Genomic DNA, 24,439 nt, shown 5'->3' with positions numbered 1-24,439 from the left:
GGCGCGCGCGTCCCCGTTGTCAAGGCCGAGGGGGGGCGCTAAGCCCTGTGTCATGACCCAGATGCCCGACCCCCAGAACCCCATCCGCATCGGCACCCGAGGCTCGGCCCTGGCGCTGGCGCAGGCGCATGAAACCCGCGACCGGCTGATGGCCGCGCATGGCCTTGCCGCCGACGCCTTCCGGATCGTGGTGATCAAGACCACCGGCGACCGCGTGCTGGACCGGCCGCTGAAAGAGATCGGCGGCAAGGGTCTGTTCACCCGCGAGATCGAGGATGCGCTGCTGGCGCACGAGATCGACATCGCCGTGCATTCCATGAAGGACATGCCGACGATCCAGCCCGAGGGGTTGGTGATCGACTGCTACCTGCCGCGCGAGGATGTGCGCGACGCCTTTGTCAGCGCGCAGTTCGCGGCGATTTCCGAGCTTCCCCAAGGGGCTGTCGTCGGTTCCTCGAGCTTGCGGCGGCGGGCGCAACTGGCGGCGCGGCGGCCCGACCTGAAGCTTGTGGAGTTTCGAGGAAACGTGCAGACGCGCCTGAAAAAGCTGGAAGACGGCGTTGCTGTAGCGACCTTCCTGGCCATGGCCGGGCTGACGCGGCTGGGCATGCTGCATGTCGCGCGCGGCGCGGTCGAACCCGACGAGATGCTGCCTGCCGTGGCGCAAGGCTGCATCGGGGTCGAGCGGCGCGCCGACGATGCGCGCACCGCCTCGCTACTGGCCGCGATTTCGGACCGGGACAGCGCGCTGCGGGTGACGGCCGAGCGGGCCTTCCTGGCGCGGCTCGACGGTTCCTGCCAGACGCCCATCGCCGGGCTGGCGGAACTGCAGGGCGACCGGCTGCGGCTGCGCGGCGAGATCCTGCGCCCCGACGGCAGCGAGGTCATCGCGGCCGAGCGCGTCGGTCCGGCCGCGGACGGCGCGGCCATGGGCACCGATCTGGCCGAGGAATTGCGCGGCCGGGCGCCTGCCGACTTCTTCGACTGGTCCTAAAGCGCCAGCCCCAGCGCCAGCCCAAGTCCCAGCAGAACCATTGCCCGGCGATAAAGCGCCAGCCCGTGCAGCAGATCCTGCGCCAGAGGGTCGCGGGCGCTCCCGTTCAGCCAGGGCTCGGGGCTTTCCACGCCGTGATAGCGGCGCGGACCGGACAGGCGCACATCCAGCGCGCCGGCCATGGCACCCTCGGGCCAGCCGGCATTGGGCGAGCGGTGGCGGCCTGCGTCGCGGCGCATCACCCGCCAGGACCGTCGCGATCCCGCTGCGGCCACGAACAGCAGTCCGGTCAGGCGCGAGGCCGGCAGGTTCACCAGATCGTCCAGCCGCGCCGCCACCCGCCCGAACAGTGCATGGCGCGGGCTCATATGGCCGATCATCGAATCGAGCGTGTTGATCGCCTTGTAGGCGGCGATCCCCGGCAACCCGGCCACTGCCGCCCAGAACAGCGGCGCGACCACGCCGTCGGACGTGTTCTCGGCCAGGCTTTCCAGCGCGGCGCGGGCGATGGGCTCGGGCCGGCCGTCGTCCAGGTCGCGGCCCACGATCATCGCCACGGCCGCCCTTGCCGCCGGGATGTCGCCCGAGGCCAGGGGCTGCGCGACGGCGGCGACGTGATCGTGAAGCGAGCGGGCGGCGACCAGCGGCCAGGCCAGCACGCCCAGCACCACCGGGCCGAAGGGCAGCGGCGCCAGCGCCCATGTCAGCAGCAGCGCCGGGATCACCGCCGCGCCGACCGTCACCACCACCGCCAGCGCGCCGCGCGCGATGCGGCTTGCGCCCCGGTTCCAGCGCCGGTCGAGCGTCGAGATGAGCCCGCCGATCCAGACCACCGGATGCGAGATGCGGCGATAAAGCGCATCGGGCCAGCCGATCAGCGCATCGATCAACAGGGCGATCAGCGCGATCACCAGCGTGTCCTGCGTCATGGCGCGACCCGGTTGACGGCCTCGACAGCCCAGCCGGCGGGGCTGCGCGACAGGATGGTCAGCGACAGAGGCGCCACCGAAAAGGACAGCGCCGCCGGGCCGACCGCCAGGGCCAGCGCGGCGCGAACCGTGCCTGCATGGGCAACGATGGCCACCGTGCCGCGCGCCCGGTCCAGGAGCGGCTGCACCCGCGCGGCCATGTCGAGGAAGCTTTCGCCACCGGGCGGGCGCTGGCGGGCCAGTTCCCCGGGCGGCAGCGGGCCGAGGTCGGGGATGGCGGCGCCGGGCTGTTCCCAGGCGCCGAAATCCTGTTCCCACAAGGCGGCGTGCCATTCGGGGGTCAGCCCCAGCGCCGCGCAGGTCTGCCGGCAGCGCAGGGCGGGACTGGACCAATGGCTCTCGGCCCCGCGCAGCGTTTCGCGCGCCCAGCCGAGCGCCGCGAGGTCGCTGCAATCCGCCGCCACGTCGCGCCGCCCGGCCAGCCCGGGGTGGGCCAGCGGCGCATGGCGCAGAATCAGCAGCCGCGCGGCGGCATCGGGGGCGGGGCTCATCGGGCATCCTTGCGGCATTGCGCGGCATGGATGGCGCGGGGGCACGGGCTTGTCAACGAAGCCCAGCCCGGCGCAGGATCGATGGCAGGGGAGATGCCGCGACAGAAGGCTTGACGCAGGCCACGCTCCGGCGGCATAAGACAGTTAAATGAACACTTGTTCAATAAATGGAGGAGATCGCCGATGTTCAACGCGGGAATGCAGTTCGATCTGGGCGAGGACGTGAACGCGCTGCGCGAGACCGTGCACCGCTGGGCGCAGGAGCGGGTGAAGCCCATCGCGGCCGAGGTGGATCGCAAGAACGCATTCCCGAACGAGCTGTGGCGCGAGATGGGCGATCTGGGCCTTCTGGGCATCACCGTGTCCGAAGAACTTGGCGGCAGCGGCATGGGCTATCTGGCCCATGTCGTCGCGACCGAGGAGATCGCCCGCGCCTCGGCCTCGGTCAGCCTGTCCTATGGCGCGCATTCGAATCTTTGCGTGAACCAGATCAAGCTGAACGGCACCGATGAGCAGCGGGCGAAATACCTGCCCAAGCTTTGCTCGGGCGAGCATGTCGGCGCGCTGGCCATGTCCGAGGAGGGTGCGGGCAGCGACGTCGTCGGCATGAAGCTGCGCGCCGAAAAGCGCAACGACCGCTATGTGCTGAACGGCAACAAATACTGGATCACCAACGCGCCGGACGCCCATACGCTGGTGGTCTATGCCAAGACCGATCCCGAGGCGGGCAGCAAGGGCATCACCGCCTTCATCGTCGAGCGCGGCATGAAGGGTTTCTCGACCAGCCCGCATTTCGACAAGCTGGGCATGCGCGGCTCGAACACCGGCGAGCTGATCTTCGAGGATTGCGAGGTGCCCTTCGAGAACGTGCTGGGCGCCGAGGGCAAGGGCGTGCGCGTGCTGATGTCGGGCCTCGACTACGAGCGGCTGGTGCTGTCGGGCATCGGCACCGGCATCATGGCCGCCTGCCTCGACGAGGTCATGCCCTATGTCAAGGAGCGCAAGCAGTTCGGCCAGCCTATCGGGTCGTTCCAGCTGATGCAGGGCAAGATCGCCGACATGTATGTCGCGCTGAACACGGCGCGGGCCTATGTCTACGAGGTGGCGAAGGCTTGCGACGCGGGCAAGGTTACCCGGCAAGACGCGGCGGGCGCGGTGCTTTACGCCAGCGAGCAGGCCATGGTGCAGGCGCATCAGGCGGTGCAGGCGCTGGGGGGTGCGGGTTTCCTCAACGATTCGGTGGTCAGCCGGCTGTTCCGCGATGCCAAGCTGATGGAGATCGGTGCCGGCACCAGCGAGATCCGCCGCATGCTGATCGGCCGCGAGCTTCTGGGGCTGGCCTGATGGCCGGCTTGCGGCGCGTGCTGGTCCTTGGTGCGCTGGTGGTGCTTGGCACCGGCACCGCCGTGGCGCAGCAACAGAATGGCGGGCCGGCCTTCGACGCCGCGCTTCTGGAGCGATGCCTGTCGGGGACGGAACGCGGCGACGGCCCGGTCGATGCGCGCGAGACCTGCATAGGCGCTGCCGCCGATCCCTGCATGGACAGCCAGGGCGGCTCGACGACGGTCGGCATGTCGGCCTGTCTCGGGAACGAGTTGGACTTGTGGGACGCAAGGCTGAACGAGACCTATCGCGAGGTCATGGCGCAGTCCGAGGCCACGGACGGGAACATGGCCGAACTGGGCTCGGCCGCCGAAAAGGAATCGCCGCTGCTGCGCGACATGCAACGCAACTGGATCGCTTTCCGCGATACCGCCTGCGGGTTCGAACGCAGCCGCTGGGGCGGCGGCACCGACGGCGGTCCGGCCGGGCTGCATTGTGCGCTGACCCTGACCGCGCGGCAATATCTGTGGCTGGACCAGTATCGCGGCAAGGACATGTAGGCACCGGGGAGGAGAGGATGCGCAAGGCAGGACTGCTTTTCTGGCTGGCCGCGACCATGGCCGCCCCCGCCGCCTTGGCAGGCGATGCCTCGGGATTCGATCCGGCGGCGATCGACCAATGCCTGGCCGCGGCCGAAACGCAGGGCGCGCGCGCCGATTGCGCCACGGCGGGGATGGATGCCTGCCTGGATTATGTCCGGCAGAAATACACCGGCGACGACCCGGATTTCCCGATGGCGAACTGCCTCGACGCCTCGCACCAGGCATGGGAGGTGAAGCTGACCGCCGTCTATCAGGCGGCGCTGGAGGGCGGCGAGGCGCAGGAGACGCTGCGCCGGGTCGAACGCAGCTGGATCGACTTCCGTGAGATCCTTTGCGAGCGGGCGCGGGAAACGGGCGGCGACCTGGCCCATGGCCGCTGCATCCGGGACGAAACGGCGCGGCAGGCGGCGCTGCTGACCTCGCTGGCGGAACCGCAATGAGCGGGGCCGCGGAAAACGGGCGCCACCAGCGGCGGCGCCCCCTTGGCGGTGACGAGGGCCTAGAACTTCATCACATAGCTGATGCCGACCACGACCGGATCGACATCGACCGTGCCGATGTTCTGGCCGTTCAGCTCGACATCGGCGCCGATGTCGATCCAGCGCAGGTCGGCGCGCAGGGCCGAGCGCTCGTTGATCCAGTGATCCACGCCCAGATGCGCGGCCAGGCCCCAGCTGTTCTTGACCCGCAGATCGCTGCCGGCCAGCGGACCCTTGGCTTCGCCGTCCCAGAAGCCGGTGAAGTTCACGCCCAGGCCGACAAAGGGCTTCCAGCGCGGATGCGCGTCAAAGTGATATTGCAGCGAAACGACCGGAGGCAGGTGCTTGACCGTGCCGATCTCGGTCCCGTTCGACTTGATCGAATGCTTGAAGGGCAGGGCGCCCAGCACCTCGATGCCGATATTGTCGCGGATGAAGTATTCGAAGGTGATGCTGGGGCGCGTGTTGTCGTCGATGCTGACCGGCACCGTGCCCCCCGCCAGCGTCCCGTTGTCCGATTTCGGGTTCACGTTTGCGATCCCGAAGCCGAGCGTCCAATCACCCTGCGATTGCGCAAGCGCGGGCGAAGCAAGCACGGCGAGCGCCGCGGCAATGGCAAGCTTGTGTCTCATGGCGATCCTCTCTTCTTGTCGCATGCCCGCTCATGGCTCCTTGTCCCGGGCTTCGACGTTGATCTGGATCAAGATTTTCCCGCCTTTGGCAGGGATGCGACAAACTGGCGCAGCAGCGCCGGCACTTCGACCGAAAGGATGATGCGATGAAGCTTGGCACCTCGGCCCTGCCGTCCTCGGAGGCGTTCCGCGCCAACCGCACGGCGCATCTCGCCATGCTGGAGACGGTGCGCGAGGCGGCGCTGGCCGCGGCGTCGGGCGGCGGCCCCAAGGCTGTCGAGCGCCATGTCGCGCGCGGCAAGATGCCGCCGCGCGAACGGGTGGCGAACCTGCTCGACCCCGGCTCGCCCTTCCTGGAGATCGGCGCCACGGCGGCGCATGGCATGTATGGCGCCGCCGCGCCCTGCGCCGGGGTGATCGCCGGCATCGGCCGCGTGCACGGGCAAGAGGTGATGGTCGTGGCCAACGACGCGACCGTCAAGGGCGGCACCTATTACCCGATGACGGTGAAAAAGCACCTGCGCGCGCAGGAGATCGCCGAGGAATGCCAGCTGCCCTGCGTCTATCTGGTCGATTCGGGCGGCGCGAACCTGCCCAACCAGGACGAGGTCTTTCCCGACCGCGACCATTTCGGCCGCATCTTCTACAACCAGGCGCGGATGTCGGCCAAGGGCATCGCGCAGATCGCCGTGGTCATGGGCTCCTGCACGGCGGGCGGCGCCTATGTGCCGGCCATGTCCGACGTGACCATCATCGTCCGCAACCAGGGCACGATCTTCCTGGCCGGCCCTCCCTTGGTGCGCGCCGCCACCGGCGAGGTGGTCTCGGCCGAGGATCTGGGCGGCGGCGACGTCCACACCCGGCTTTCGGGCGTGGCCGACTACCTGGCCGAGGACGACGCCCATGCGCTGGCCCTTGCCCGCCGCGCCATCGGGAACCTCAACCGCAGCCTGCCGGCGACCGTGCAATGGCAATCCCCCGAGCCTCCGGCCCATGACCCGGAAGACATCCTGGGCATCGTCCCCGCCGACCTGAAGATCCCCTACGACATCCGCGAGGTCATCGCGCGCGTCGTGGACGGCTCGCGCTTCGACGAGTTCAAGGCCCGCTTCGGCGAGACGCTGGTGACGGGCTTCGCCCATCTCGAAGGCTGCCCCATCGGCATCGTCGCGAATAACGGCGTGATCTTCTCGGAGGCTGCGCAGAAGGGCGCGCATTTCATCGAACTCTGCTCGATGCGGGGCATCCCGCTGGTCTTCCTGCAGAACGTCACCGGCTTCATGGTGGGCCGCAAATACGAGAACGAGGGCATCGCGCGGCACGGCGCCAAGATGGTGACGGCGGTGGCGACGACCAGCGTGCCCAAGATCACCATGCTGGTCGGCGGCAGCTTCGGCGCCGGCAATTACGGCATGGCCGGCCGCGCCTACGGGCCGCGCTTCCTCTGGACCTGGCCCAATTCCCGCATCTCGGTGATGGGCGGCGAACAGGCGGCCGGCGTGCTCGCCACCGTGCGCCGCGAGGGGATCGAGCGCCAGGGCGGCACCTGGACCGCCGAGGAGGAGGCCGAGTTCAAGCGTCCCACCATCGAGATGTTCGAGCGCCAGTCGCACCCGCTCTACGCCTCGGCCCGGCTCTGGGACGACGGCATCATCGACCCCAGGAAGACCCGCGACGTGCTGGCGCTGAGCCTGCGCGCCAGCCTCAACGCGCCGGTCGAGCCGACCCGCTTCGGCATCTTCAGGATGTGACGGCCATGCGCATCTCCACCCGGCAAGGCGACATCACCCGGCTCGCCGTCGATGCCATCGTCAATGCGGCCAATCGCACGCTGCTGGGCGGCGGCGGCGTCGACGGCGCCATCCACCGCGCGGCCGGCCCGTTACTCCTCGAGGAATGCCGCACCCTGGGCGGCTGCCCCACCGGCGAGGCCCGGATCACCGGGGGCTACGACCTGCCGGCAAGATACGTCATCCACGCCGTCGGCCCGGTCTGGCAAGGCGGCATGGCGGGCGAGGACGCGCTGCTCGCCGGCGCCTACCGCCACAGCCTGCTGCTTGCGCAGGCCCACGACCTTGCCCGGATCGCCTTCCCGGCGATCTCGACCGGCATCTACGGTTTTCCGGCCGAACGTGCCGCTCGCATCGCCGTCGCGACCATCCTCGACCATGCCGCCGATATCGAGGTGATCCTGGTCGGCTTCGACGGCCCCGGCCATGCGACGCTCCGGCAAGCCGTGGAAGAGGCCCGCCGATGATTTCTCCGTTTTCCAAATACTCCACGGGGGTCCGGGGGTGTGAAACCCCCGGTGCCTCGCCCGCCACAAGAGGTGCCGGATGTTCCAGAAAATCCTGATCGCCAACCGGGGCGAGATCGCCTGCCGGGTCATCGATACCGCCCGCAAGCTGGGCGTGCGCACGGTCGCGGTCTATTCCGAGGCCGACCGCGCTGCGCGTCATGTCACCATCGCCGACGAGGCCGTTCCCATCGGCGGTCCCGCACCCAAGGACAGCTACCTGCGCGGCGATGCCATCATCCGGGCTGCGCTCGACACCGGGGCGCAGGCCATCCATCCCGGCTACGGCTTTCTCAGCGAGAACCCCGACTTCGTCGATGCAGTGACGGCCGCGGGCCTGACCTTCATCGGCCCTTCGGCCGATGCCATCCGCAAGATGGGCCTCAAGGACGCAGCCAAGGCGCTGATGGCCGAGGCGGGCGTCCCGGTCGTCCCCGGCTATCACGGCGAGAACCAGGACGCCGGCCATCTTGCGGCGCAGGCGGACAAGATCGGCTATCCCGTGCTGATCAAGGCGGTGGCCGGCGGCGGCGGCAAGGGCATGCGCCTGGTCGAGCGTGCAGGGGACTTCGCCGCTGCGCTGCAATCCGCGCAGGGCGAGGCCGCCACCGCCTTCGGCAACCCGGCCGTACTGGTCGAGAAATACATCCAGCAGCCCCGCCATATCGAGGTGCAGGTCTTCGGCGACGGCCATCGCGCCGTCCACCTGTTCGAGCGCGACTGTTCGCTGCAACGCCGCCACCAGAAGGTGATCGAGGAGGCTCCGGCGCCCGGCATGACGCCCGAGATGCGTGCCGCCATGGGCGCCGCCGCCGTCCGCGCCGCCGAGGCGATCGGCTATGCCGGCGCCGGCACCATCGAATTCATCGTCGATGGCAGCCGGGGCCTGCGCTCCGACGGCTTCTGGTTCATGGAGATGAACACCCGCCTTCAGGTCGAGCATCCGGTGACCGAACTCGTCACCGGCGTCGATCTGGTGGAATGGCAGCTGCGCGTCGCCAGCGGAGAGCCGCTGCCGGCCAGGCAGGAGGATCTGGCGATCACCGGTCATGCCTTCGAGGCGCGGCTTTATGCCGAGGACGTGCCCGCGGGCTTCCTGCCCGCCACCGGCCGGCTTGCGCATCTGCGTTTTCCCGACCATGCCCGGATCGAGACCGGGGTGCGTCCCGGCGACGCGATCTCGCCCTGGTACGACCCGATGATCGCCAAGATCGTCACCCATGGCGCCACCCGCGCCATCGCGCTGCGCGCGCTCGAGGCGGCGCTGGTCGATACCGAGGTGGCGGGCTCGGTCACCAATGTCGATTTCCTGATTGCGCTGGCCCGGCACGAGGGTTTCGGCAAGGGCGAGGTCGATACCGGCCTGATCGCCCGCGACCTTCAGGCGCTGATCGCCGCTGCCGAGCCCGATCCGCGGGCCAAGGCGCTGGCGGTGCTGGGCCTTGCCGGACTGGACGACCCCATGGTGCGCGGCGGCATCACGCTGTGGCAGCCGCTGAGCCGTACCATCGCCTGGGAAGGCGGCGAGGCGGTGCTGGAGGTGCTCGGCCCCGGCGCCGCCCGCGTCACGCTGGACGGCAGCAGCCACGAGATCGCCTATGAAGGCGGGCGCTGGTGGGTGGATGGCAGCCCGCGCCGCTCGCGCATCGTCAACCATGCGGCCGGCACCAGCGTCTTCGGCGGCCGCTCGCTGACGCTTGCGCCGCTCGACCCGCTGGCGCGCGGCGGCGAAGAGGCGGGCGGCGGCATGACGCTTTCGCCCATGCCGGGGCTCGTCAAGGCGATCTTCGTCGAACCGGGGCAGGAGGTCGCGGCGGGCGCGCGGCTGGCGATCCTCGAGGCGATGAAGATGGAACATACGCTGACCGCCGCCCGCGACGGTCGCGTGGCCGAGGTCTTTGCCCGGGCCGGCGACCAGGTCGAGGCCGGCGCGGCGCTGATCCGGCTGGAGGAGGAAGGGGACGCATGATCCTGCACCATGTCCCCGGCTCGCGCTCGATGCGCGTCCTCTGGCTGATCGAGGAACTGGGGCTCGATTGCGAATTGCGGCTCTGGTCGCTGACCGATGGCGGCCTGCGCAGCCCCGAATTCCGCGCGCTTTCGCCCGCGGGCCGCATCCCGGCGCTCGAGGTGGACGGCCGAGCCATCTTCGAATCCGGCGCCATCGTGCAATACCTGGCCGAGCGCGAGGGCAGGCTTGCCCCAGGGCCGGGCGAGCCCGAGCGCGCCGATTTCCTGGAATGGGTCAATTTTGCCGAAACCCAGGCGAATATCCTGCAAGCCCTGAACATCCACCACATCTTCCTGCGGCCGGAAAGCGCGCGCTCGATCCCGCTGATGCGGCTCGACACGAAACGGCTTGCCGTAACCGCCCGGGCGCTGGACGATCACCTGGCGGGGCGCGGGACGCTGCTGTCCGAATTCTCGGCCGCCGATTGCATGCTGGGCTTCAACATCGAGGCGCTGTTCCGCTTTCTGGCAACTGCCGACTATCCGGCGCTGGCGGCCTATCGCGACCGCATGACGGTGCGGCCGGCCTATCGCCGTGCCTTGGCCCGCGCCGGGGGCGATGCGATCTATGAACGCGATTTCTATGAGGTGCCGGATGTCCCGGGTTGAGATCTTCGAGGTCGGGCCGCGCGACGGCCTGCAGAACGAAAAGCGCCTGATCCCGGCGGCGGAAAAGGTCGCGCTGGTCGACCTGCTGTCGCAGGCCGGCTTCCGGCGCATCGAGGTGACCAGCTTCGTGCCGCCGAAATGGGTGCCGCAGATGGCGGATGCCGCCGAGGTCATGGCCGGCATCACCCGGCATGCCGGCATCCGCTATGCGGTGCTGACCCCCAACCTCAGGGGCTACGAGGCCGCGAAGGCGGCCGGCGCGGACGAGGTGGCGATCTTCGCCTCGGCCTCGGAGGGGTTTTCCAGGGCGAACCTGAACGCGACCATCGCCGAAAGCCTGGAACGCTTCGCCCCGGTGGCCGAGGCGGCGCGGGCCGACGGCATTCCGTTGCGCGGCTATGTCTCGGTGGTGACGGATTGCCCCTTCGACGGGCCGGTGCCGCCCGCGAACGTCGCCCGGGTGACCGCCGCGCTTCGCGACATGGGTTGCTATGAGGTCAGCCTGGGCGACACCATCGGCCAGGGCCGGCCCGAGACCATCGACGCCATGCTCTCTGCCGTGCTGGAGGAACTGCCGCCCGAAAACCTCGCCGGCCATTACCACGATACCGCAGGCCGGGCGCTGGAGAATGTCGATGCAAGCCTTTCGCGCGGCTTGCGGGTCTTCGACGCCGCTGTCGGCGGGCTGGGCGGTTGCCCCTATGCACCGGGCGCGGCGGGCAATGTCGCGACCGAAAAACTTGCCGCGCATCTGGCCGCGCACGGCCACGACACCGGGCTGGACATGGCGGTGATCGAACAGGCCGCCGCCATGGCCCGCACCATGAGGGCCCGCACCATGAGGGGAGGAGCATGATGGAAACGATCCGCATCGACACCGACGCCCGCGGCGTGGCGCATCTGTGGCTCGCGCGCCCCGAGAAGCACAATGCGCTTTCGGCGCAGATGATCCGCGAATTGACCCGGGCGGCGCAGGCGCTCGGGGCCGATCCGGCGGTGCGCGTCGTTGTGCTGGCGGCCGAGGGGCGCAGTTTCTGCGCCGGCGGCGATCTGGGCTGGATGCAGGAGCAGATGCGCGCCGATGCCGAAACCCGCCGCCAGGGCGCGCGCGAGCTTGCCATGATGCTGAACGCGCTCAACACCCTGCCCAAGCCGTTGATCGGCCGGGTGCAGGGCAATGCCTTCGGCGGCGGGATCGGCATGATCTCGGTCTGCGACGTGGCCGTGGCGGTGCCCGAGGCGCGCTTCGGCCTGACCGAGACGCGGCTGGGCCTCATCCCCGCCACCATCGGCCCCTATGTCCTGGCCCGCATGGGCGAGGACAAGGCGCGGCGCGTCTTCATGTCCGCGCGGCTGTTCGGCGCCGAGGAGGCGTTGCGGCTGAACCTGCTGGCAAGCCTTGCCGATGCCGAGACGCTGGACGCCGCCGTCGAGGCCGAGGTCGTGCCCTATCTCTCCTGCGCCCCGGGCGCGGTGGCGGCCGCCAAGCGCCTGGCCCGCCGCCTCGGCTCCCCCATCGGCGAGGCCGAAATCGAGGCCAGCATCCAGGCCCTCGTCGAAGTCTGGGAGGGCGACGAGGCCCCCGAGGGCATCGCCGCCTTCTTCGACAAGCGCAAACCGCGCTGGCATGTCGGCTGAGGCGCCGACCTTCGTCTTCTTCGTTCTGGAAATACTCATCGGCAGGCGTCCCGCAGCGCCCAGGTTGCGGATTTGGTCCCCATATCGACGTCGCGCCCGCCCGCATTGCGGGATTCGAGTATTTGAGGAACGAAGAAGACGCGGGCCGGCGCGGCGTCGGAGCCTTGCGCCCTTTGCATGTCAGGGCTTCGCGGCGGGCGGCTTGGCGACATATGGTCGCATCTGTTAACGCTAGCGGGCCTGTTTCCCCCATCCGCCAGCCCGAAGGTGCCGCCATGTCGCCGCAGCCCAATCTCAAGCTTGCCATCCTTGCCCTTGGCCTTGGCGCCTTTGCCATCGGCACTTCGGAATTCGCCGCCATGGGGCTGCTGCCCTGGTATGCCAGCGACCTCGGCATCACCGAGCCGCAGGCGGGCCATGTGGTTTCCGCCTATGCGCTTGGCGTGGTCGTGGGGGCGCCCGTCACCTCGATCCTGGGCGCGCGGCTGCCGCGGCGGCGCTATCTTGCGGCGCTGATCGCGGTTTATGGCGCGATGAACCTGCTGGCGGCGGTGCTGCCGGGTTACGGCACGCTGGTCGGCATGCGCTTTCTGGCCGGCTTGCCGCATGGCGGCTTTCTGGGCGTGGCCATGCTGTTTGCCGCCGATGCCCTGCCGCGCGAACAGCGTGCCAAGGGCGTGACGCAGGTGCTGCTGGGGCTGACCATCGCCAATATCGCCGGGGTGCCCTTGGCCGGTATCCTGGGGCAGGGCTTCGGCTGGCGCTGGGGTTTCGCGCTGCCCGGCGTGCTGGCGCTGTTGGCGGGCTGGCTGATCCTGCGGCTGGCGCCCCGGGTCGGCGCGCCCAAGGACGCGCGGCCGCTGGCCGAACTGAGGGCGCTGCGCAATCCGGCGGTCATGCTGATCCTGCTGGTCGGCGCCATCGGCTTCGGCGGGCTTTTCGCGGTCTATTCCTATCTTTCCGCCGCGATGCTGGCGACGGCCCAGCCGCCGGGCTGGGCCATACCGGCTGCGCTTTCGGCCTTTGGCATCGGCGGCACGCTAGGCAGCATTCTGGCCGCCCGCCTGACCATCCGGCACGGCACCTGGGGCGCGGCCTTGCGGCTGATGCTGTTCATGGCCGTGACCCAGGGCTTTGCGGCCTGGGCGGTGGGCAATTGGGGGCTGATGCTGGTCTCGTCCTTCCTGCTGGGTCTGGGCTCGGGCATGGTGGTGCCCTTGCAGACCCGGCTGATGGATGTCGCGGGCGAGGCGCAAAGCATGGCCGCGGCGATGAACCATGCGGCCTTCAACGCCGCCAATGCGCTGGGGCCGTGGCTGGCCGGGCTGGCGCTGGCGGCGGGCTGGGGCTGGCGTTCCTCGGGCCTGGTGGCGGTGGCGCTGTCAGGGGCCGGTCTGCTCGCCCTCGGCCTTGCCTGGCGGCAGGCCCGTCTCTCCGGGTACCAACTGCATGATCGCCCGGCGCGAGTGTGACGCGAATTCCCGCCGCCACGAGATGAGCAGCACATAGCTGGTGGCAAGGAACAGCCCCAGCGGTCCTGCCAGCCAGCCAAGTGCCCCCAGCGCGAAATAGACGCAGCGCAGCCCCGAGTTGAAGCTTTTCGCCGCGGTGATGTTGATGTCGGCCGCCTGCATCGCCAGCGGCATGGCGCGTGCGTCTTCGGGCTCGTTGGGGACCGAGGCCATGATGATCGCGCAATAGCCGAACAGCCGGTGCGACCAGACGAAGCGCAAGAGCGCGTTGGCCACGAAGAACAGCACCACGACGATCTTGATTTCCCATTTCAGCGTCGGCACATGGCCCAGGTCGAACTGCCGCGCCACGCCGGCAAGCTGGTCGGTATTGCCGATCAGCGCCAGCCCGCCGCCCACCGCGATCAGGCAGGCCGAGGCAAAGAAGGACGTGCCCTCGCGCAGCGTGGTCAGGATGGCGCTGTCGAAGATGCGCGGATTGCGTGTGATGAATTGTCGCATCCATTCGCGGCGATGCGCCTTCATCAGCACCGTGACCGAAGGATGGGCCCGGGGCGGATGCTCGGTGATCCAGCCGATGCCGAACCAAGCCAGGAACAGCCATAGCAGGGCTGCGAGGTCGGCCAGCGAGAGGGGGCCGAAGATGGCGGGGTCGAAGATCGGCGGGCCGGGCAGGGATGTATTCGGGTCCATGGCGCGATTCTACCCTTGCGGTCCGGATGTTGCCAGCCACTGTCCCGGCGGCTATCCAGCAGGCTGGTCAACTTTGTTCCGGAGTAAAGACAATGGCAGCACCCCACGCCATCCACGAGGAATTTCCCAACGACGCCGCGCGCATCCACGAGTTGAAGGTCTCGGATGCGCATTTCGCGCGCCTGCTCGAGGAATATGACGAGATCAACGATCAGGTCGCGGGGGCCGAAAGCCGCCATACGCCGATGTCGGAAGAGGCCGAGATCGCCCTGCGCAAGCAGCGCGCCGCGCTGAAGGACGAGATTGCCCGCATGCTGGCCGGCGCGCGCGCCTGATGTGGCGCCTGCCCCGGGGCCGTCAGGCGGTCCATTTGGGGGGCGTGATGAACGTCGGGCGCGCGGTGGCATCGCGCGCCCTGGTCCGGCCGCCCCGCGGGGTCGCGGCGGGGACTTGAAAGCCATCGGGCGCATTCCTACCTCAACGCTGTCGGAGGGCCCTTGCGGCACCGACGGACCTGCCCGCCCGGATCGGGGGGCAAGCCTTTGTATCGCTTGAGAAAGGATGCGAAAAATGCGCAACTTCGACCTGACCCCGCTTTATCGTGCCTCGGTCGGCTTCGACCGCATGGCCGATGTCATGGATCGTGCCCTGTCGGCCGATATCGCCAGCTATCCGCCCTATAACATCGAAAAGACCGGCGAGAATGCCTATCGCATCTCGCTTGCCGTTGCCGGCTTTTCCGCCGACGACCTGACCGTCGAGGTCAAGGACGGGGCCGTCATCGTCTCGGGCAAGAAGGCCGCCGAGGACGAGAGCCGCACCTATCTGCATCGCGGCATCGCGACCCGTGCATTCGAGCGCCGCTTCACCCTGGCCGATCATGTCCGCGTCAGCGGTGCGAGCCACGAGGACGGCATGCTGAACATCGACCTGGTGCGCGAGATCCCCGAGGCGCTGAAACCGCGCCGCATCGAGATCGCGAAACCGGCCAAGGCGGTCGAAAAGCTGGACGCCTGACGGCACGGCCGGACCGGGGCTCTGCCCCGGACCCCGGGGTATTTGGAAAACGGAAAACGCAGGGCGTGGCCGCAGGGTCGCGCCCGTTGTCTTTTCAGAGTCCCTTCAGAGCTTGCGGCGGGCGCGCAGCGCGGCGGTGATGGTGCCGTCGTCCAGATAGTCGAGTTCGCCGCCGATCGGCACGCCTTGCGCCAGGCCGGTGACGGCGACGCCAGTCGGCGCCAGCGCCTCGGCGATGTAATGCGCCGTGGTCTGGCCCTCGACCGTGGCCGAGAGGGCGAGGATGACCTCGGTGATGCCTTCCTCGGCGATGCGGGCGATGAGTTGCGGGATGCGCAGGTCCTCGGGTCCGACCTCGTCCAGTGCCGAGAGGCTGCCGCCGAGCACATGGTAGCGGCCGTGAAAGGCGCGGCCGCGTTCCAGCGCCCAGAGGTCGGCCACGTCGGTCACGACGCAGATCTCGCCGGTGGCGCGATCCGGGTCCTCGCAGATCGGGCAGATGTCGGAGCCGGTGACGTTGCCGCAGACCAGGCATTCGCGGGCATGCTCCGCCACATTGGCCATCAGCCCCGCCAATTGCGCCATCTGTCCGGTGCGGCGGCGGATCAGGTGCAGCACGATGCGCCGCGCCGAGCGGGGGCCGAGCCCCGGCAGGCGCGCCATGGTGGCGATCAGCGTCTCGATCTCGTCGCCGGCAGCGGCCATTCAGAAGGGCATCTTCATGTCGCCGGGCAGGCCGAGCTCGCGGGTCAGGCGGGCCATTTCCTCGGCGGCCTTGTCCTGGGCGCGGCGCTGCGCGTCCTTGATCGCGGCGAGGATCAGGTCCTCGACCACCTCCTTGTCCTCGGCCTTGAAGATCGAGGGGTCGATGTCGAGCGCCGTCAGCTCGCCCTTGGCCGTCGCCGTGGCCTTGACCAGTCCGGCCCCGGCCTCGCCGGTGACGGTCAGGCGAGCCAGCCCCTCTTGCATCTCGGCCATCTTGCCCTGCATCTGCTGGGCTGCTTCCATCATTTTCGACAGGTCCATATCGCCAAGGCCCTTGAACATCGCCTAATCCTCGTCCTCGAAGGGGTCCCATTCCTCGACCTCGGCCACCGGGCCTTCGGTCAGCTCATGCGGGGATGTATCCTCGCCCGCGGGCATTTCAACCGCGGCCGGCGCCGGGATGGGCCGGATCTGCGTGATCTTCGCGCCGGGGAAGGCGGCGAAGATCGCCTGCACGGTCGGGTTCTGCATGGCGCGGGCGCGGGCCTCGGCCTCGCGCGCCGCGCGTTGCTCGCTGATCGTGGGCCGGCCGGCCTCCGAGGTCACGGTCACGGCCCAGCGTTGGCCGCCCGTCCAGCCGCGCAGCCGCTCCGCCAACCGCTGGGCGAAGTCGCGCGGGGCCTTGTCGGTCGGCTGGAACTCGATCCGGCCGGGCGAATAGCGCACGAGGCGCAGGTGATCCTCGACATCCAGCAGCAGCTTCATGTCGCGCATGCGCCGGATCAGTTCGATCACCGATTCGAAATCGGGAAACCCCGCCAGCGCATCGGGCGAGACCGCGAGCGCCGCGGCGCTGCCGTCCTGGCGGACTGCCACGGGGGTGCGGGGGGCGGCGGCCCGGGGCGGCGCTTCGCCGCGCGCGGCGGAGGGGGCGGCGTTGCGGCTGAATTCGCCCGCCGCGGCGCTGGCCTGCACCTTGCGGATCAGCGTCTCGGGGTCGGGCAGGTCGGCGACATGGGTCAGGCGGATGATCGCCATCTCGGCCGCCATCATCGCGTTGGGGGCCTGGCCCACCTCGTCCAGCGCCTTGAGCAGCATCTGCCACAGCCGGGTCAGCGCCCGCATCGGCACCTTTTCGGCAATGGCCTGCCCGCGGGCGCGTTCATCCGGGCCGATGGTCGGGTCGTCCAGCGCCTCGGGGGTGATCTTCACGATCGAGACCCAATGCGTGATCTCGGCCAGGTCGCGCAAGACCGCCATCGGGTCGGCGCCATCGGCATATTGCGCCTGCAATTCGGCCAGGGCCTCGGCCGCGGCACCGCGCAGGATCATGTCGAAGAGGTCCAGCACCCGGCCACGATCCGCCAGCCCCAGCATGGCGCGAACCTGCGTCGCCGTCGTCTCGCCCGCGCCATGGCTGATCGCCTGGTCCAGAAGCGAGGTCGCGTCGCGGGCCGAGCCCTCGGCGGCGCGCGTGATCAGCGCCAACGCGTCGTCGGTGATCTGGGCGCCTTCGGTCGTCGCGATGCGGCGCAGCAGCGCGATCATCACCTCGGGCTCGATGCGGCGCAGGTCGAAGCGCTGGCAGCGCGACAGAACCGTCACCGGCACCTTGCGGATTTCCGTGGTGGCAAAGATGAACTTCACATGCGGCGGCGGCTCCTCCAGCGTCTTCAGAAGCGCGTTGAAGGCGCTGGTCGAGAGCATGTGGACTTCGTCGATGATATAGATCTTGTAGCGGGCCGAAGCCGCGCGATAGTGAACCGATTCAATGATTTCGCGGATGTCGTTGACGCCGGTTCGAGAAGCCGCGTCCATCTCCATCACGTCGACATGGCGGCCCTCGGAGATCGCGACGCAATGCTCGCAAACCCCGCAGGGCTCGGTCGTGGGGCCGCCCTGGCCGTCGGGGCCGGTGCAGTTCAGGCCCTTGGCGATGATGCGGGCGGTGGTGGTCTTGCCGGTGCCGCGGATGCCGGTCATCACGAAGGCCTGCGCGATCCGGTCTGCCGCGAAGGCGTTCTTCAGCGTCCGCACCATCGCGTCCTGGCCGACCAGGTCGGCGAAGGTCTCGGGGCGGTATTTCCGCGCCAGCACCTGATAGTTCCGTTCGCTCTCGCTCATCGTCCGGCCCTTGTTGACCGGCGCAGATTAGCGGCGCTGGCGGGGGGCGGCAACCGCCCTTAGGCAGGCTGCCAGTCGAAGGCCAGTTCCTCGCGGAAGGCGAAGCGGGCGATGTGGCTGTCCACGATGTGGCGCATGTGGGCGGTGGTTTCCTCGGGCGCTTCCAGCCGGATCTCCAGCGCCTCGGGCGTGGCCGTCAGCGTGACCGTGCGGTCCTCGGGCATGGCGATGCGGCCGTGGCCGGGGTCGAACTCGACCTCGAACTTGTGGGCCCAATGCTTGCAGAGCTGTTGCAGATAGCGGCTGCCGTTCGGCGTCGCCACGCGGCAGGTCGAAAGAATGACGGTTTGTGACATGTCTTTCCTGTCTTGCAGGTCCGGCTGGCGGGCGGCTGGCGGACGGATTGGGATGGTTCGGGACCGGAGGTCCGCCGGGCAAGGGCCCGCGCCCCGTGCATATAGGCACGATGCCGGGGCATGCAATCGCTGCCGGGTGCCGTTGGGGGCAATCCCGCAAGGGATGCCCCCGGTGAGTGTCTTGGGGCGTGTCCTCAGTCGTGCTCGCCCACCACCTTCCACAGAAGGCCGCCCAGGACGGCGCCGGCGATCGGCGCGACCCAGAACAGCCAGAGCTGTTGCAGCGCCCAGCCCCCGGCGAAAAGCGCCTGGCTGGTCGAGCGGGCCGGGTTGACCGAAGTGTTGGTCACCGGGATCGAGATCAGGTGGATCAGCGTCAGCGCCAGGCCGATGGCAAGCGGGGCGAAGCCCGCCGGCACGCGGCCATGGGTGGCGCCCAGGATCACGATCAGGAAGCCGGCCGTCAGCACGACTTCGATCAGCAGCGCCGAGAACATCGGATAGCCGCCCGGCGAATGCTCGCCATAGCCGTTGGCGGCGAACCCGCCCAGATCGACGCCGGCCTTGCCGCTGGCGATCAGGTAAAGGATGACGGCGGCGATGATGGCGCCGGCAAGCTGGGCGAGGATATAGGGCAGCAGGCTTGCCGCCGGAAAGCGCCCCGCGACCGTCAGGCCCACCGAGACCGCCGGGTTGAAATGGCCGCCCGAGATGCCGCCCAACGCATAGGCCATGGTCAGCACCGTCAGGCCGAAGGCCAGGGCGACGCCAGCAAAACCGATTCCGAGTTCTGGGAAAGCCGCCGCGAGGACGGCGCTGCCGCAGCCGCCGAACACGAGCCAGAACGTGCCGATGCCTTCGGCCAGGAGTTTCTTTTGCATTGTAAACCTGTTCACTGAGACGAGTGGAGCAACGGTCTACCTGGGAACCGGATTGTCAATCTCTCATGATGGCTGGGCCGGCAATTCCCTTGCGGCACCCGGGCGCTGCCCGTTGACCGCCGCCCCGGCGCGGCCTATCTGCGGGCCATGGCACGCGCACCGCTTTTGCAACTCACCGATATCTCCCTGACCTTCGGCGGCAATCCCGTCTTCGACGGGCTGAACCTGACCGTCCAGCAAGGCGACCGGCTGGCGCTGGTCGGCCGCAACGGCTCGGGCAAGTCCACGCTGATGAAGGTCATGGCCGGGCTGGTCGAGCCCGACAGCGGCGAGGTCGTCACACCTGCCGGCATCCATGTCGGCTATATGGAACAGGATCCCGACCTGTCGGGCTTTGCCACGCTGGGCGACTTCGCCCGCGCCGGCCTTGGCGACAGCGAAGGCTACCGCGTGGAGATGGCGGCCGAGGGGCTGAAATTCGACCCCGACCGCCCGGTCGCCACCGCTTCGGGCGGCGAGCGGCGGCGTGCGGCGCTGGCCCGGCTGCTGGCCGAGGCGCCCGAGCTGATGCTGCTCGACGAGCCGACGAACCACCTGGACATCGAAGCCATCGGCTGGCTGGAAGATCAGCTTTCGACGACCAGGACGGCTTTCGTGCTGATCTCGCACGACCGGGCCTTTCTGCGGGCGCTGACGCGCGCGACGCTGTGGATCGACCGCGGCGAGGTGCGCCGGCAGGACAAGGGCTTCGAGCATTTCGAGGACTGGCGCGAAACGCTCTGGGCGGCCGAGGACGAGGCCCGCCACAAGCTCGACCGCAAGATCAAGGCCGAGGCCCGCTGGGCGGTCGAGGGCATCAGCGCCCGGCGCAAGCGCAACCAGGGCCGGGTGCGCGCACTGGCCGCGCTGCGCGAGGAACGCGCCGGCCAGATCCGCCGCCAGGGCACTGCGGCGATGGAACTGGACGCGGGGCCGCAATCGGGCAAGCGGGTGATCGACGCCAAGGGGATTTCCAAGTCCTTCGGCGAGCGGGTGATCCTGAAACCCTTCGACCTGCGGGTGCTGCGCGGCGACCGCGTGGCCTTCGTCGGCCCGAACGGCGCCGGCAAGACCACGCTGATCAAGATGCTGACCGGCGAGATCGCCCCCGATACCGGCACCGTCAAGCACGGCACCAATCTGGAGATCGCGGTCTTCGACCAGGCGCGCTCGGCCATCGACGAGACGGTGACGCTGTGGGACGCGCTGGCGGGCGATCCGTCCATGCGGGTCTCGGGACGGTCGGACCAGGTCATGGTGCGCGGCAATCCGCGCCATGTCGTGGCCTATCTCAAGGATTTCCTGTTCGACGAGGCGCAGGCCCGCGCCCCGGTTGGCAGCCTTTCGGGCGGGGAAAAGGCGCGGCTTCTGCTGGCGCGGATCATGGCCAGGCCCTCGAACCTGCTGGTGCTGGACGAGCCGACCAACGATCTGGACGTCGAGACGCTGGACCTGCTGCAGGACATCCTGGGCGATTACGACGGCACCGTGCTGCTGGTCAGCCACGACCGCGACTTCATCGACCGCGTGGCCACCACCACCGTGGCGATGGAGGGCGACGGCTGCGCCACGATCTATCCCGGCGGCTGGTCGGATTATCGTGCGCAACGCCCCGAGGCGTCGCCTGCGCCCGAGGTGCCGAAGCCTATCGCGTCCTCGCCGGCCAAGCCCGCCCCCAGGCCCAGGGCAGAGCGCACCGGCCTGAGCTTCAGCGAAAGAAAGCGCCTGGAGACGCTGCCCGCCATCATCGAGCGGCTGGAGGCCGAGATCGGCAAGCTGGCCGAATTCCTGGCCCAGCCCGACCTGTTCCAGACCGCCCCGGCCAAGTTCGCCAAGGCCAGCGAAGGCCTGGCCGAGCGCCAGAACGCACTGGCCGCGGCCGAGGAGGAATGGCTGGAACTGGCAGAAAAGGACCAGGGCTGAGCGATTCTTGACCCGCCTGGCTGGGAAAGATCGCCTCGGGCCTTGCATTTTGGCCCGAGCTGCCCCATCTTGCGGGGGCTACGTTATTTCTTCGCATCCTGTCTCCTTCCCGGCTTCAGACTGTGTTTCGATCTGACTAGGCCGGGTCGCCGCAATGTCGTGGGCGACATCATCTGAAGGAGATATCACGATGGCCAATGGCACCGTGAAATGGTTCAACGCCACCAAAGGCTTCGGTTTCATCGCCCCCGCGAACGGCGGCAAGGATGTGTTCGTGCACATCTCGGCGCTGGAAAGGGCCAATATCAGCCACCTCGCTGACGGCCAGGCCGTGAGCTTCGAAATCGAGACCGGCCGCGACGGCCGTCAATCGGCGCGCGATCTGGCGCTGGCCTGATTTCGACAGCAGGTCCGACCGATCCTGGTCGGACCTATCCCTTCCCGGAGGTCCGCATGGCACCCAAGGACAGGCTGAAGGAACTTTTTCGCGCGCCGGCACCGCTGACCGCGATGGACCGGACGACGCAGGAGGCCAAGCTGATCATCAGCGAGCAGGCCGAACGCCGTCGGGAACTGACCGCCAACCTGCGCGCGGCGCGGCTGGCCAAGGAAGCGTCCGAAACCGGCAAGGGCGCATCTTCGCCCAAAAAGCGCAAGCCATAGGCGCATAGACATCACGGGCCTCGCGTCGGCTTTTGCTCGCGTCGGCAGGCTCGGTTTTTGCAGACAATCTCATCGCGGCTCGTTCCGTCGGAATTCTGTCCGGTCATCCGGCCGGAAGCCGGGCGGGGCTGCCCAATAACCAAAAAAAGAAAGACTGAAGAATGGCCAGAACATCGAACAGACGCGCGAACCGCAGAAGGATCACGCAAAAGCACCAGGACAGGCGCCGGCTGGCGATCATGTTCCTGAACAAGCAGGGCGAAACCGTGGCGGTTGCCGAAGGCAGTCGCAAGGAAGCGGCCGGGTCCTGACAGAAAAACCAGACGCGAGACCCGGGAATTTCAACGGCTCGCGCGGATCGGATATATCTTTCGACGGCAGGTTTTCGACCGTGATCGGTTCTTGTCAAAAGGGCAGATGTCGGGTCACGGCGGTTTTCCGATCATGGGGCAAGCCCGGGCAACGATCGCCGCCCGTCGCATTTCCCCTTGCTTGCCATTACAAAGGCCGCCCCATTTGGGGCGGCCTGCTTTTTTCACCCGGTTGTGGGCTTGTTTACATCATGCCGCCCATGCCGCCCATGTCGGGCATGCCGCCTGCGGGGGCCTTGGGCTCGGGCTTTTCGGCGATCATCGCCTCGGTGGTGATCAGCAGGCCGGCCACGGACGCGGCGTCCTCCAGCGCGGTGCGCACCACCTTGGCCGGGTCGATGACGCCGAACTTGAACATGTCGCCATATTCCTCGGTCTGGGCGTTGAAGCCGAAGGCCTTGTCCGAGGACTCGCGCACCTTGCCGGCCACCACGGCGCCGTCGACGCCGGCATTCTCGGCGATCTGGCGCATCGGCGCCTCCAGCGCGCGGCGGATGATGGCGATGCCGGCATCCTGGTCCGAGTTCGCGCCGCTCAGGCCCTCGAGCACCTTGGCACCCTGCACCAGCGCCACGCCGCCGCCGACCACGATGCCTTCCTGCACCGCCGCCCGGGTCGCGTTCAGCGCGTCGTCGACGCGGTCCTTGCGCTCCTTGACCTCGATCTCGGTCATGCCGCCGACGCGGATGACGGCGACGCCGCCGGCCAGCTTGGCCACGCGCTCCTGCAGCTTCTCGCGGTCGTAGTCCGAGGTGGTCTCCTCGATCTGCTGGCGGATCTGCGACACCCGCGCCTCGATCTCGGCCTTCTCGCCGGCGCCGTCGACGATGGTGGTGTTGTCCTTGTTGATCGAGACCTTCTTGGCCCGGCCCAGCATGTCGATGGTGACGTTCTCAAGCTTCATGCCCAGGTCTTCCGAGATCACCTGGCCGCCGGTCAGGATGGCGATGTCCTGCAGCATGGCCTTGCGGCGGTCGCCGAAGCCCGGAGCCTTGACGGCGGCGATCTTCAGCCCGCCGCGCAGCTTGTTCACGACCAGCGTCGCCAGCGCCTCGCCCTCGACGTCCTCGGCCACGATCAGCAGCGGCTTCTGCGACTGGATCACCGATTCCAGCAGCGGCACCATCGGCTGCAGCGAGCTGAGCTTCTTCTCGTGCAGCAGGATGTAGGCATCCTCCAGCTCGGCGATCATCTTGTCGGCATTGGTCACGAAATAGGGCGAGAGGTAGCCGCGGTCGAACTGCATGCCTTCGACGACCTCGACCTCGGTCTCCATGCCCTTGTTTTCCTCGACGGTGATCACGCCCTCGTTGCCGACGCGCTGCATCGCCTCGGCGATCTGCTGGCCGATGAAGCTCTCGCCGTTGGCCGAGATGGTGCCGACCTGCGCCACTTCCGAGCTGTCGTTCACCGGGCGGGCGGCGGATTTGATCGCCTCGACCACCTTGGCGGTCGCCACGTCGATGCCGCGCTTGAGGTCCATCGGGTTCATGCCGGCGGCAACCGCCTTCAGGCCCTCGCGCACGATGGCCTGGGCCAGAACGGTGGCGGTGGTGGTGCCGTCGCCGGCCTCGTCATTGGTGCGCGACGCGACTTCGCGCACCATCTGCGCGCCCATGTTCTCGAACTTGTCGGAAAGCTCGATCTCCTTGGCGACCGAGACGCCGTCCTTGGTGATCCGCGGCGCCCCGAAGGACTTGTCGATCACCACGTTGCGCCCCTTCGGGCCAAGCGTCACCTTGACCGCATCGGCCAGGATGTTCACGCCCTTCAGCATCCGGTCACGCGCGTCGCTGTTGAACTTAACTTCTTTCGCAGCCATTTCGAAATCGCTCCTAGAATGGGTTATCGGAAGGGGACGATCAGGCGATGATGCCCAGGATGTCGCTTTCCTTCATGATCAGCAGCTCTTCGCCGTCGACCGTGACCTCGGTGCCCGACCATTTGCCGAAGAGCACCCGGTCGCCGGCCTTGACCGCGGGCGCGATCAGTTCGCCAGAATCCTTGCGCGCGCCTTCGCCAACGGCGATGATTTCGCCCTCGGCCGGTTTCTCCTTGGCGCTGTCGGGGATGATCAGCCCGCCCTTGGTCTTTTCGTCCGACTGGACGCGACGGACCAGAACACGGTCATG

General features: G+C 68.5%; 28 protein-coding genes. 17 read left to right on the top strand and 11 right to left on the bottom strand.

All coding sequences use genetic code 11. From position 1 onward, the window contains the following. Positions 1-52: 52 nt before the first annotated feature. Entirely contained in the window at positions 53-994 is a 942-nt protein-coding gene (gene hemC / locus BLT64_RS21325) for a hydroxymethylbilane synthase (protein ID WP_011749866.1), read from the top strand. Here the strand turns inward: hemC and cbiB are convergent. Together cbiB and BLT64_RS21315 are read right to left on the bottom strand one after the other, a co-directional pair. Next, the gene (cbiB, locus tag BLT64_RS21320) at positions 991-1,923 is read right to left on the bottom strand and encodes an adenosylcobinamide-phosphate synthase CbiB (protein ID WP_011749867.1); all 933 of its coding nucleotides are present in this window, start codon (positions 1,921-1,923) and stop codon (positions 991-993) included. The two genes, hemC and cbiB, sit on opposite strands and share 4 nt — an antisense overlap. Next, positions 1,920-2,474: a histidine phosphatase family protein gene (locus BLT64_RS21315; RefSeq protein ID WP_041530378.1), complete on the bottom strand. Its 555-nt coding sequence runs from the start codon at positions 2,472-2,474 to the stop codon at positions 1,920-1,922. Before BLT64_RS21315 ends, cbiB begins: the two co-directional genes overlap by 4 nt. A 183-nt stretch (positions 2,475-2,657) precedes the next feature. Here BLT64_RS21315 and BLT64_RS21310 point away from each other — a divergent pair, with 183 nt between their 5' ends. The 3 genes from BLT64_RS21310 to BLT64_RS21300 are packed head-to-tail and all read left to right on the top strand — an operon-like array spanning position 2,658 to position 4,839. Further along, positions 2,658-3,818, top strand: a complete 1,161-nt coding sequence (locus tag BLT64_RS21310; protein ID WP_011749869.1) for an isovaleryl-CoA dehydrogenase — start codon at positions 2,658-2,660, stop codon at positions 3,816-3,818. Next, entirely contained in the window at positions 3,818-4,357 is a 540-nt protein-coding gene (locus tag BLT64_RS21305) for a lysozyme inhibitor LprI family protein (protein WP_011749870.1), read from the top strand. Before BLT64_RS21310 ends, BLT64_RS21305 begins: the two co-directional genes overlap by 1 nt. Positions 4,358-4,374: 17 nt before the next feature. Further along, positions 4,375-4,839: a lysozyme inhibitor LprI family protein gene (locus tag BLT64_RS21300; protein WP_011749871.1), complete on the top strand. Its 465-nt coding sequence runs from the start codon at positions 4,375-4,377 to the stop codon at positions 4,837-4,839. 59 nt (positions 4,840-4,898) lie between these two features. Here BLT64_RS21300 and BLT64_RS21295 read toward each other — a convergent pair whose 3' ends face one another. Then, positions 4,899-5,510 (bottom strand): OmpW/AlkL family protein, encoded by a 612-nt coding sequence (locus tag BLT64_RS21295; protein ID WP_086000166.1) that lies wholly within the window; start codon positions 5,508-5,510, stop codon positions 4,899-4,901. A gap of 146 nt (positions 5,511-5,656) precedes the next feature. Between BLT64_RS21295 and BLT64_RS21290 the strand changes: the two genes are divergently transcribed. From BLT64_RS21290 to BLT64_RS21260, 7 genes are all read left to right on the top strand, one after another. Further along, entirely contained in the window at positions 5,657-7,261 is a 1,605-nt protein-coding gene (locus BLT64_RS21290; RefSeq protein WP_011749873.1) for a carboxyl transferase domain-containing protein, read from the top strand. 5 nt (positions 7,262-7,266) lie between these two features. Beyond that, a complete protein-coding gene (locus BLT64_RS21285; RefSeq protein ID WP_011749874.1) occupies positions 7,267-7,767 on the top strand; it encodes an O-acetyl-ADP-ribose deacetylase in 501 nt (166 codons plus the stop codon). A gap of 79 nt (positions 7,768-7,846) precedes the next feature. After that, entirely contained in the window at positions 7,847-9,775 is a 1,929-nt protein-coding gene (locus tag BLT64_RS21280; protein WP_011749875.1) for an ATP-binding protein, read from the top strand. After that, positions 9,772-10,425, top strand: a complete 654-nt coding sequence (locus BLT64_RS21275) for a glutathione S-transferase family protein (protein WP_011749876.1) — start codon at positions 9,772-9,774, stop codon at positions 10,423-10,425. Before BLT64_RS21280 ends, BLT64_RS21275 begins: the two co-directional genes overlap by 4 nt. Continuing rightward, a complete protein-coding gene (locus tag BLT64_RS21270; protein WP_011749877.1) occupies positions 10,412-11,281 on the top strand; it encodes a hydroxymethylglutaryl-CoA lyase in 870 nt (289 codons plus the stop codon). Before BLT64_RS21275 ends, BLT64_RS21270 begins: the two co-directional genes overlap by 14 nt. Then, complete coding sequence (locus tag BLT64_RS21265) at positions 11,278-12,063, top strand: crotonase/enoyl-CoA hydratase family protein (RefSeq protein WP_041530379.1); 786 nt, start codon at positions 11,278-11,280, stop codon at positions 12,061-12,063. Before BLT64_RS21270 ends, BLT64_RS21265 begins: the two co-directional genes overlap by 4 nt. Before the next feature lie 275 nt (positions 12,064-12,338). Continuing rightward, positions 12,339-13,535: an MFS transporter gene (locus BLT64_RS21260; protein ID WP_011749879.1), complete on the top strand. Its 1,197-nt coding sequence runs from the start codon at positions 12,339-12,341 to the stop codon at positions 13,533-13,535. Here BLT64_RS21260 and BLT64_RS21255 read toward each other — a convergent pair. After that, on the bottom strand, positions 13,446-14,228 hold the full coding sequence (locus tag BLT64_RS21255) for a DUF599 domain-containing protein (protein ID WP_011749880.1): 783 nt from the start codon (positions 14,226-14,228) through the stop codon (positions 13,446-13,448). The genes BLT64_RS21260 and BLT64_RS21255 overlap by 90 nt on opposite strands. A gap of 92 nt (positions 14,229-14,320) precedes the next feature. On the opposite strand from BLT64_RS21255, the gene BLT64_RS21250 reads away from it, so the two are divergent. Together BLT64_RS21250 and BLT64_RS21245 are read left to right on the top strand one after the other, a co-directional pair. Beyond that, positions 14,321-14,563 (top strand): HP1242/YdcH family protein, encoded by a 243-nt coding sequence (locus BLT64_RS21250; RefSeq protein WP_011749881.1) that lies wholly within the window; start codon positions 14,321-14,323, stop codon positions 14,561-14,563. Positions 14,564-14,798: 235 nt separating this feature from the next. Further along, on the top strand, positions 14,799-15,245 hold the full coding sequence (locus tag BLT64_RS21245; protein ID WP_011749882.1) for an Hsp20 family protein: 447 nt from the start codon (positions 14,799-14,801) through the stop codon (positions 15,243-15,245). A gap of 105 nt (positions 15,246-15,350) precedes the next feature. Here the strand turns inward: BLT64_RS21245 and recR are convergent, their stop codons facing one another. From recR to aqpZ, 5 genes are all read right to left on the bottom strand, one after another. After that, positions 15,351-15,950 (bottom strand): recombination mediator RecR, encoded by a 600-nt coding sequence (gene recR, locus BLT64_RS21240; RefSeq protein WP_011749883.1) that lies wholly within the window; start codon positions 15,948-15,950, stop codon positions 15,351-15,353. Beyond that, a complete protein-coding gene (locus tag BLT64_RS21235; RefSeq protein ID WP_011749884.1) occupies positions 15,951-16,292 on the bottom strand; it encodes a YbaB/EbfC family nucleoid-associated protein in 342 nt (113 codons plus the stop codon). It abuts the gene before it with no gap. A gap of 3 nt (positions 16,293-16,295) precedes the next feature. Further along, entirely contained in the window at positions 16,296-18,074 is a 1,779-nt protein-coding gene (locus BLT64_RS21230) for a DNA polymerase III subunit gamma/tau (protein ID WP_011749885.1), read from the bottom strand. A gap of 59 nt (positions 18,075-18,133) precedes the next feature. Further along, positions 18,134-18,430 (bottom strand): DUF2218 domain-containing protein, encoded by a 297-nt coding sequence (locus tag BLT64_RS21225; RefSeq protein WP_011749886.1) that lies wholly within the window; start codon positions 18,428-18,430, stop codon positions 18,134-18,136. Positions 18,431-18,624: 194 nt separating this feature from the next. Then, a complete protein-coding gene (aqpZ, locus tag BLT64_RS21220) occupies positions 18,625-19,311 on the bottom strand; it encodes an aquaporin Z (protein ID WP_011749887.1) in 687 nt (228 codons plus the stop codon). A gap of 147 nt (positions 19,312-19,458) precedes the next feature. Between aqpZ and BLT64_RS21215 the strand changes: the two genes are divergently transcribed. The 4 genes from BLT64_RS21215 (at position 19,459) to BLT64_RS27000 (ending at position 22,247) form a co-directional block, all read left to right on the top strand. Next, positions 19,459-21,273 (top strand): ABC-F family ATP-binding cassette domain-containing protein, encoded by a 1,815-nt coding sequence (locus BLT64_RS21215; protein ID WP_011749888.1) that lies wholly within the window; start codon positions 19,459-19,461, stop codon positions 21,271-21,273. 190 nt (positions 21,274-21,463) lie between these two features. Then, positions 21,464-21,670, top strand: coding sequence for a cold-shock protein (locus BLT64_RS21210; protein ID WP_041530380.1), 207 nt, complete (start codon positions 21,464-21,466; stop codon positions 21,668-21,670). A 56-nt stretch (positions 21,671-21,726) separates the two neighbouring features. Beyond that, on the top strand, positions 21,727-21,936 hold the full coding sequence (locus BLT64_RS21205) for a hypothetical protein (RefSeq protein WP_041530381.1): 210 nt from the start codon (positions 21,727-21,729) through the stop codon (positions 21,934-21,936). A 161-nt stretch (positions 21,937-22,097) separates the two neighbouring features. Beyond that, a complete protein-coding gene (locus BLT64_RS27000; protein WP_157137453.1) occupies positions 22,098-22,247 on the top strand; it encodes a hypothetical protein in 150 nt (49 codons plus the stop codon). A gap of 244 nt (positions 22,248-22,491) precedes the next feature. On the opposite strand, the gene groL is transcribed toward BLT64_RS27000, so the two are convergent. Together groL and BLT64_RS21195 are read right to left on the bottom strand one after the other, a co-directional pair. Then, positions 22,492-24,129, bottom strand: a complete 1,638-nt coding sequence (gene groL, locus BLT64_RS21200; protein ID WP_011749890.1) for a chaperonin GroEL — start codon at positions 24,127-24,129, stop codon at positions 22,492-22,494. A gap of 40 nt (positions 24,130-24,169) precedes the next feature. After that, positions 24,170-24,439: co-chaperone GroES (locus BLT64_RS21195; RefSeq protein ID WP_074810630.1), on the bottom strand; the 270-nt coding region annotated here is incomplete at its 5' end.

This window comes from Paracoccus denitrificans, from assembly GCF_900100045.1.
In the GTDB taxonomy this organism is placed as follows: domain Bacteria; phylum Pseudomonadota; class Alphaproteobacteria; order Rhodobacterales; family Rhodobacteraceae; genus Paracoccus; species Paracoccus denitrificans.
This window is presented reverse-complemented; position numbering and strand designations above follow the sequence as displayed.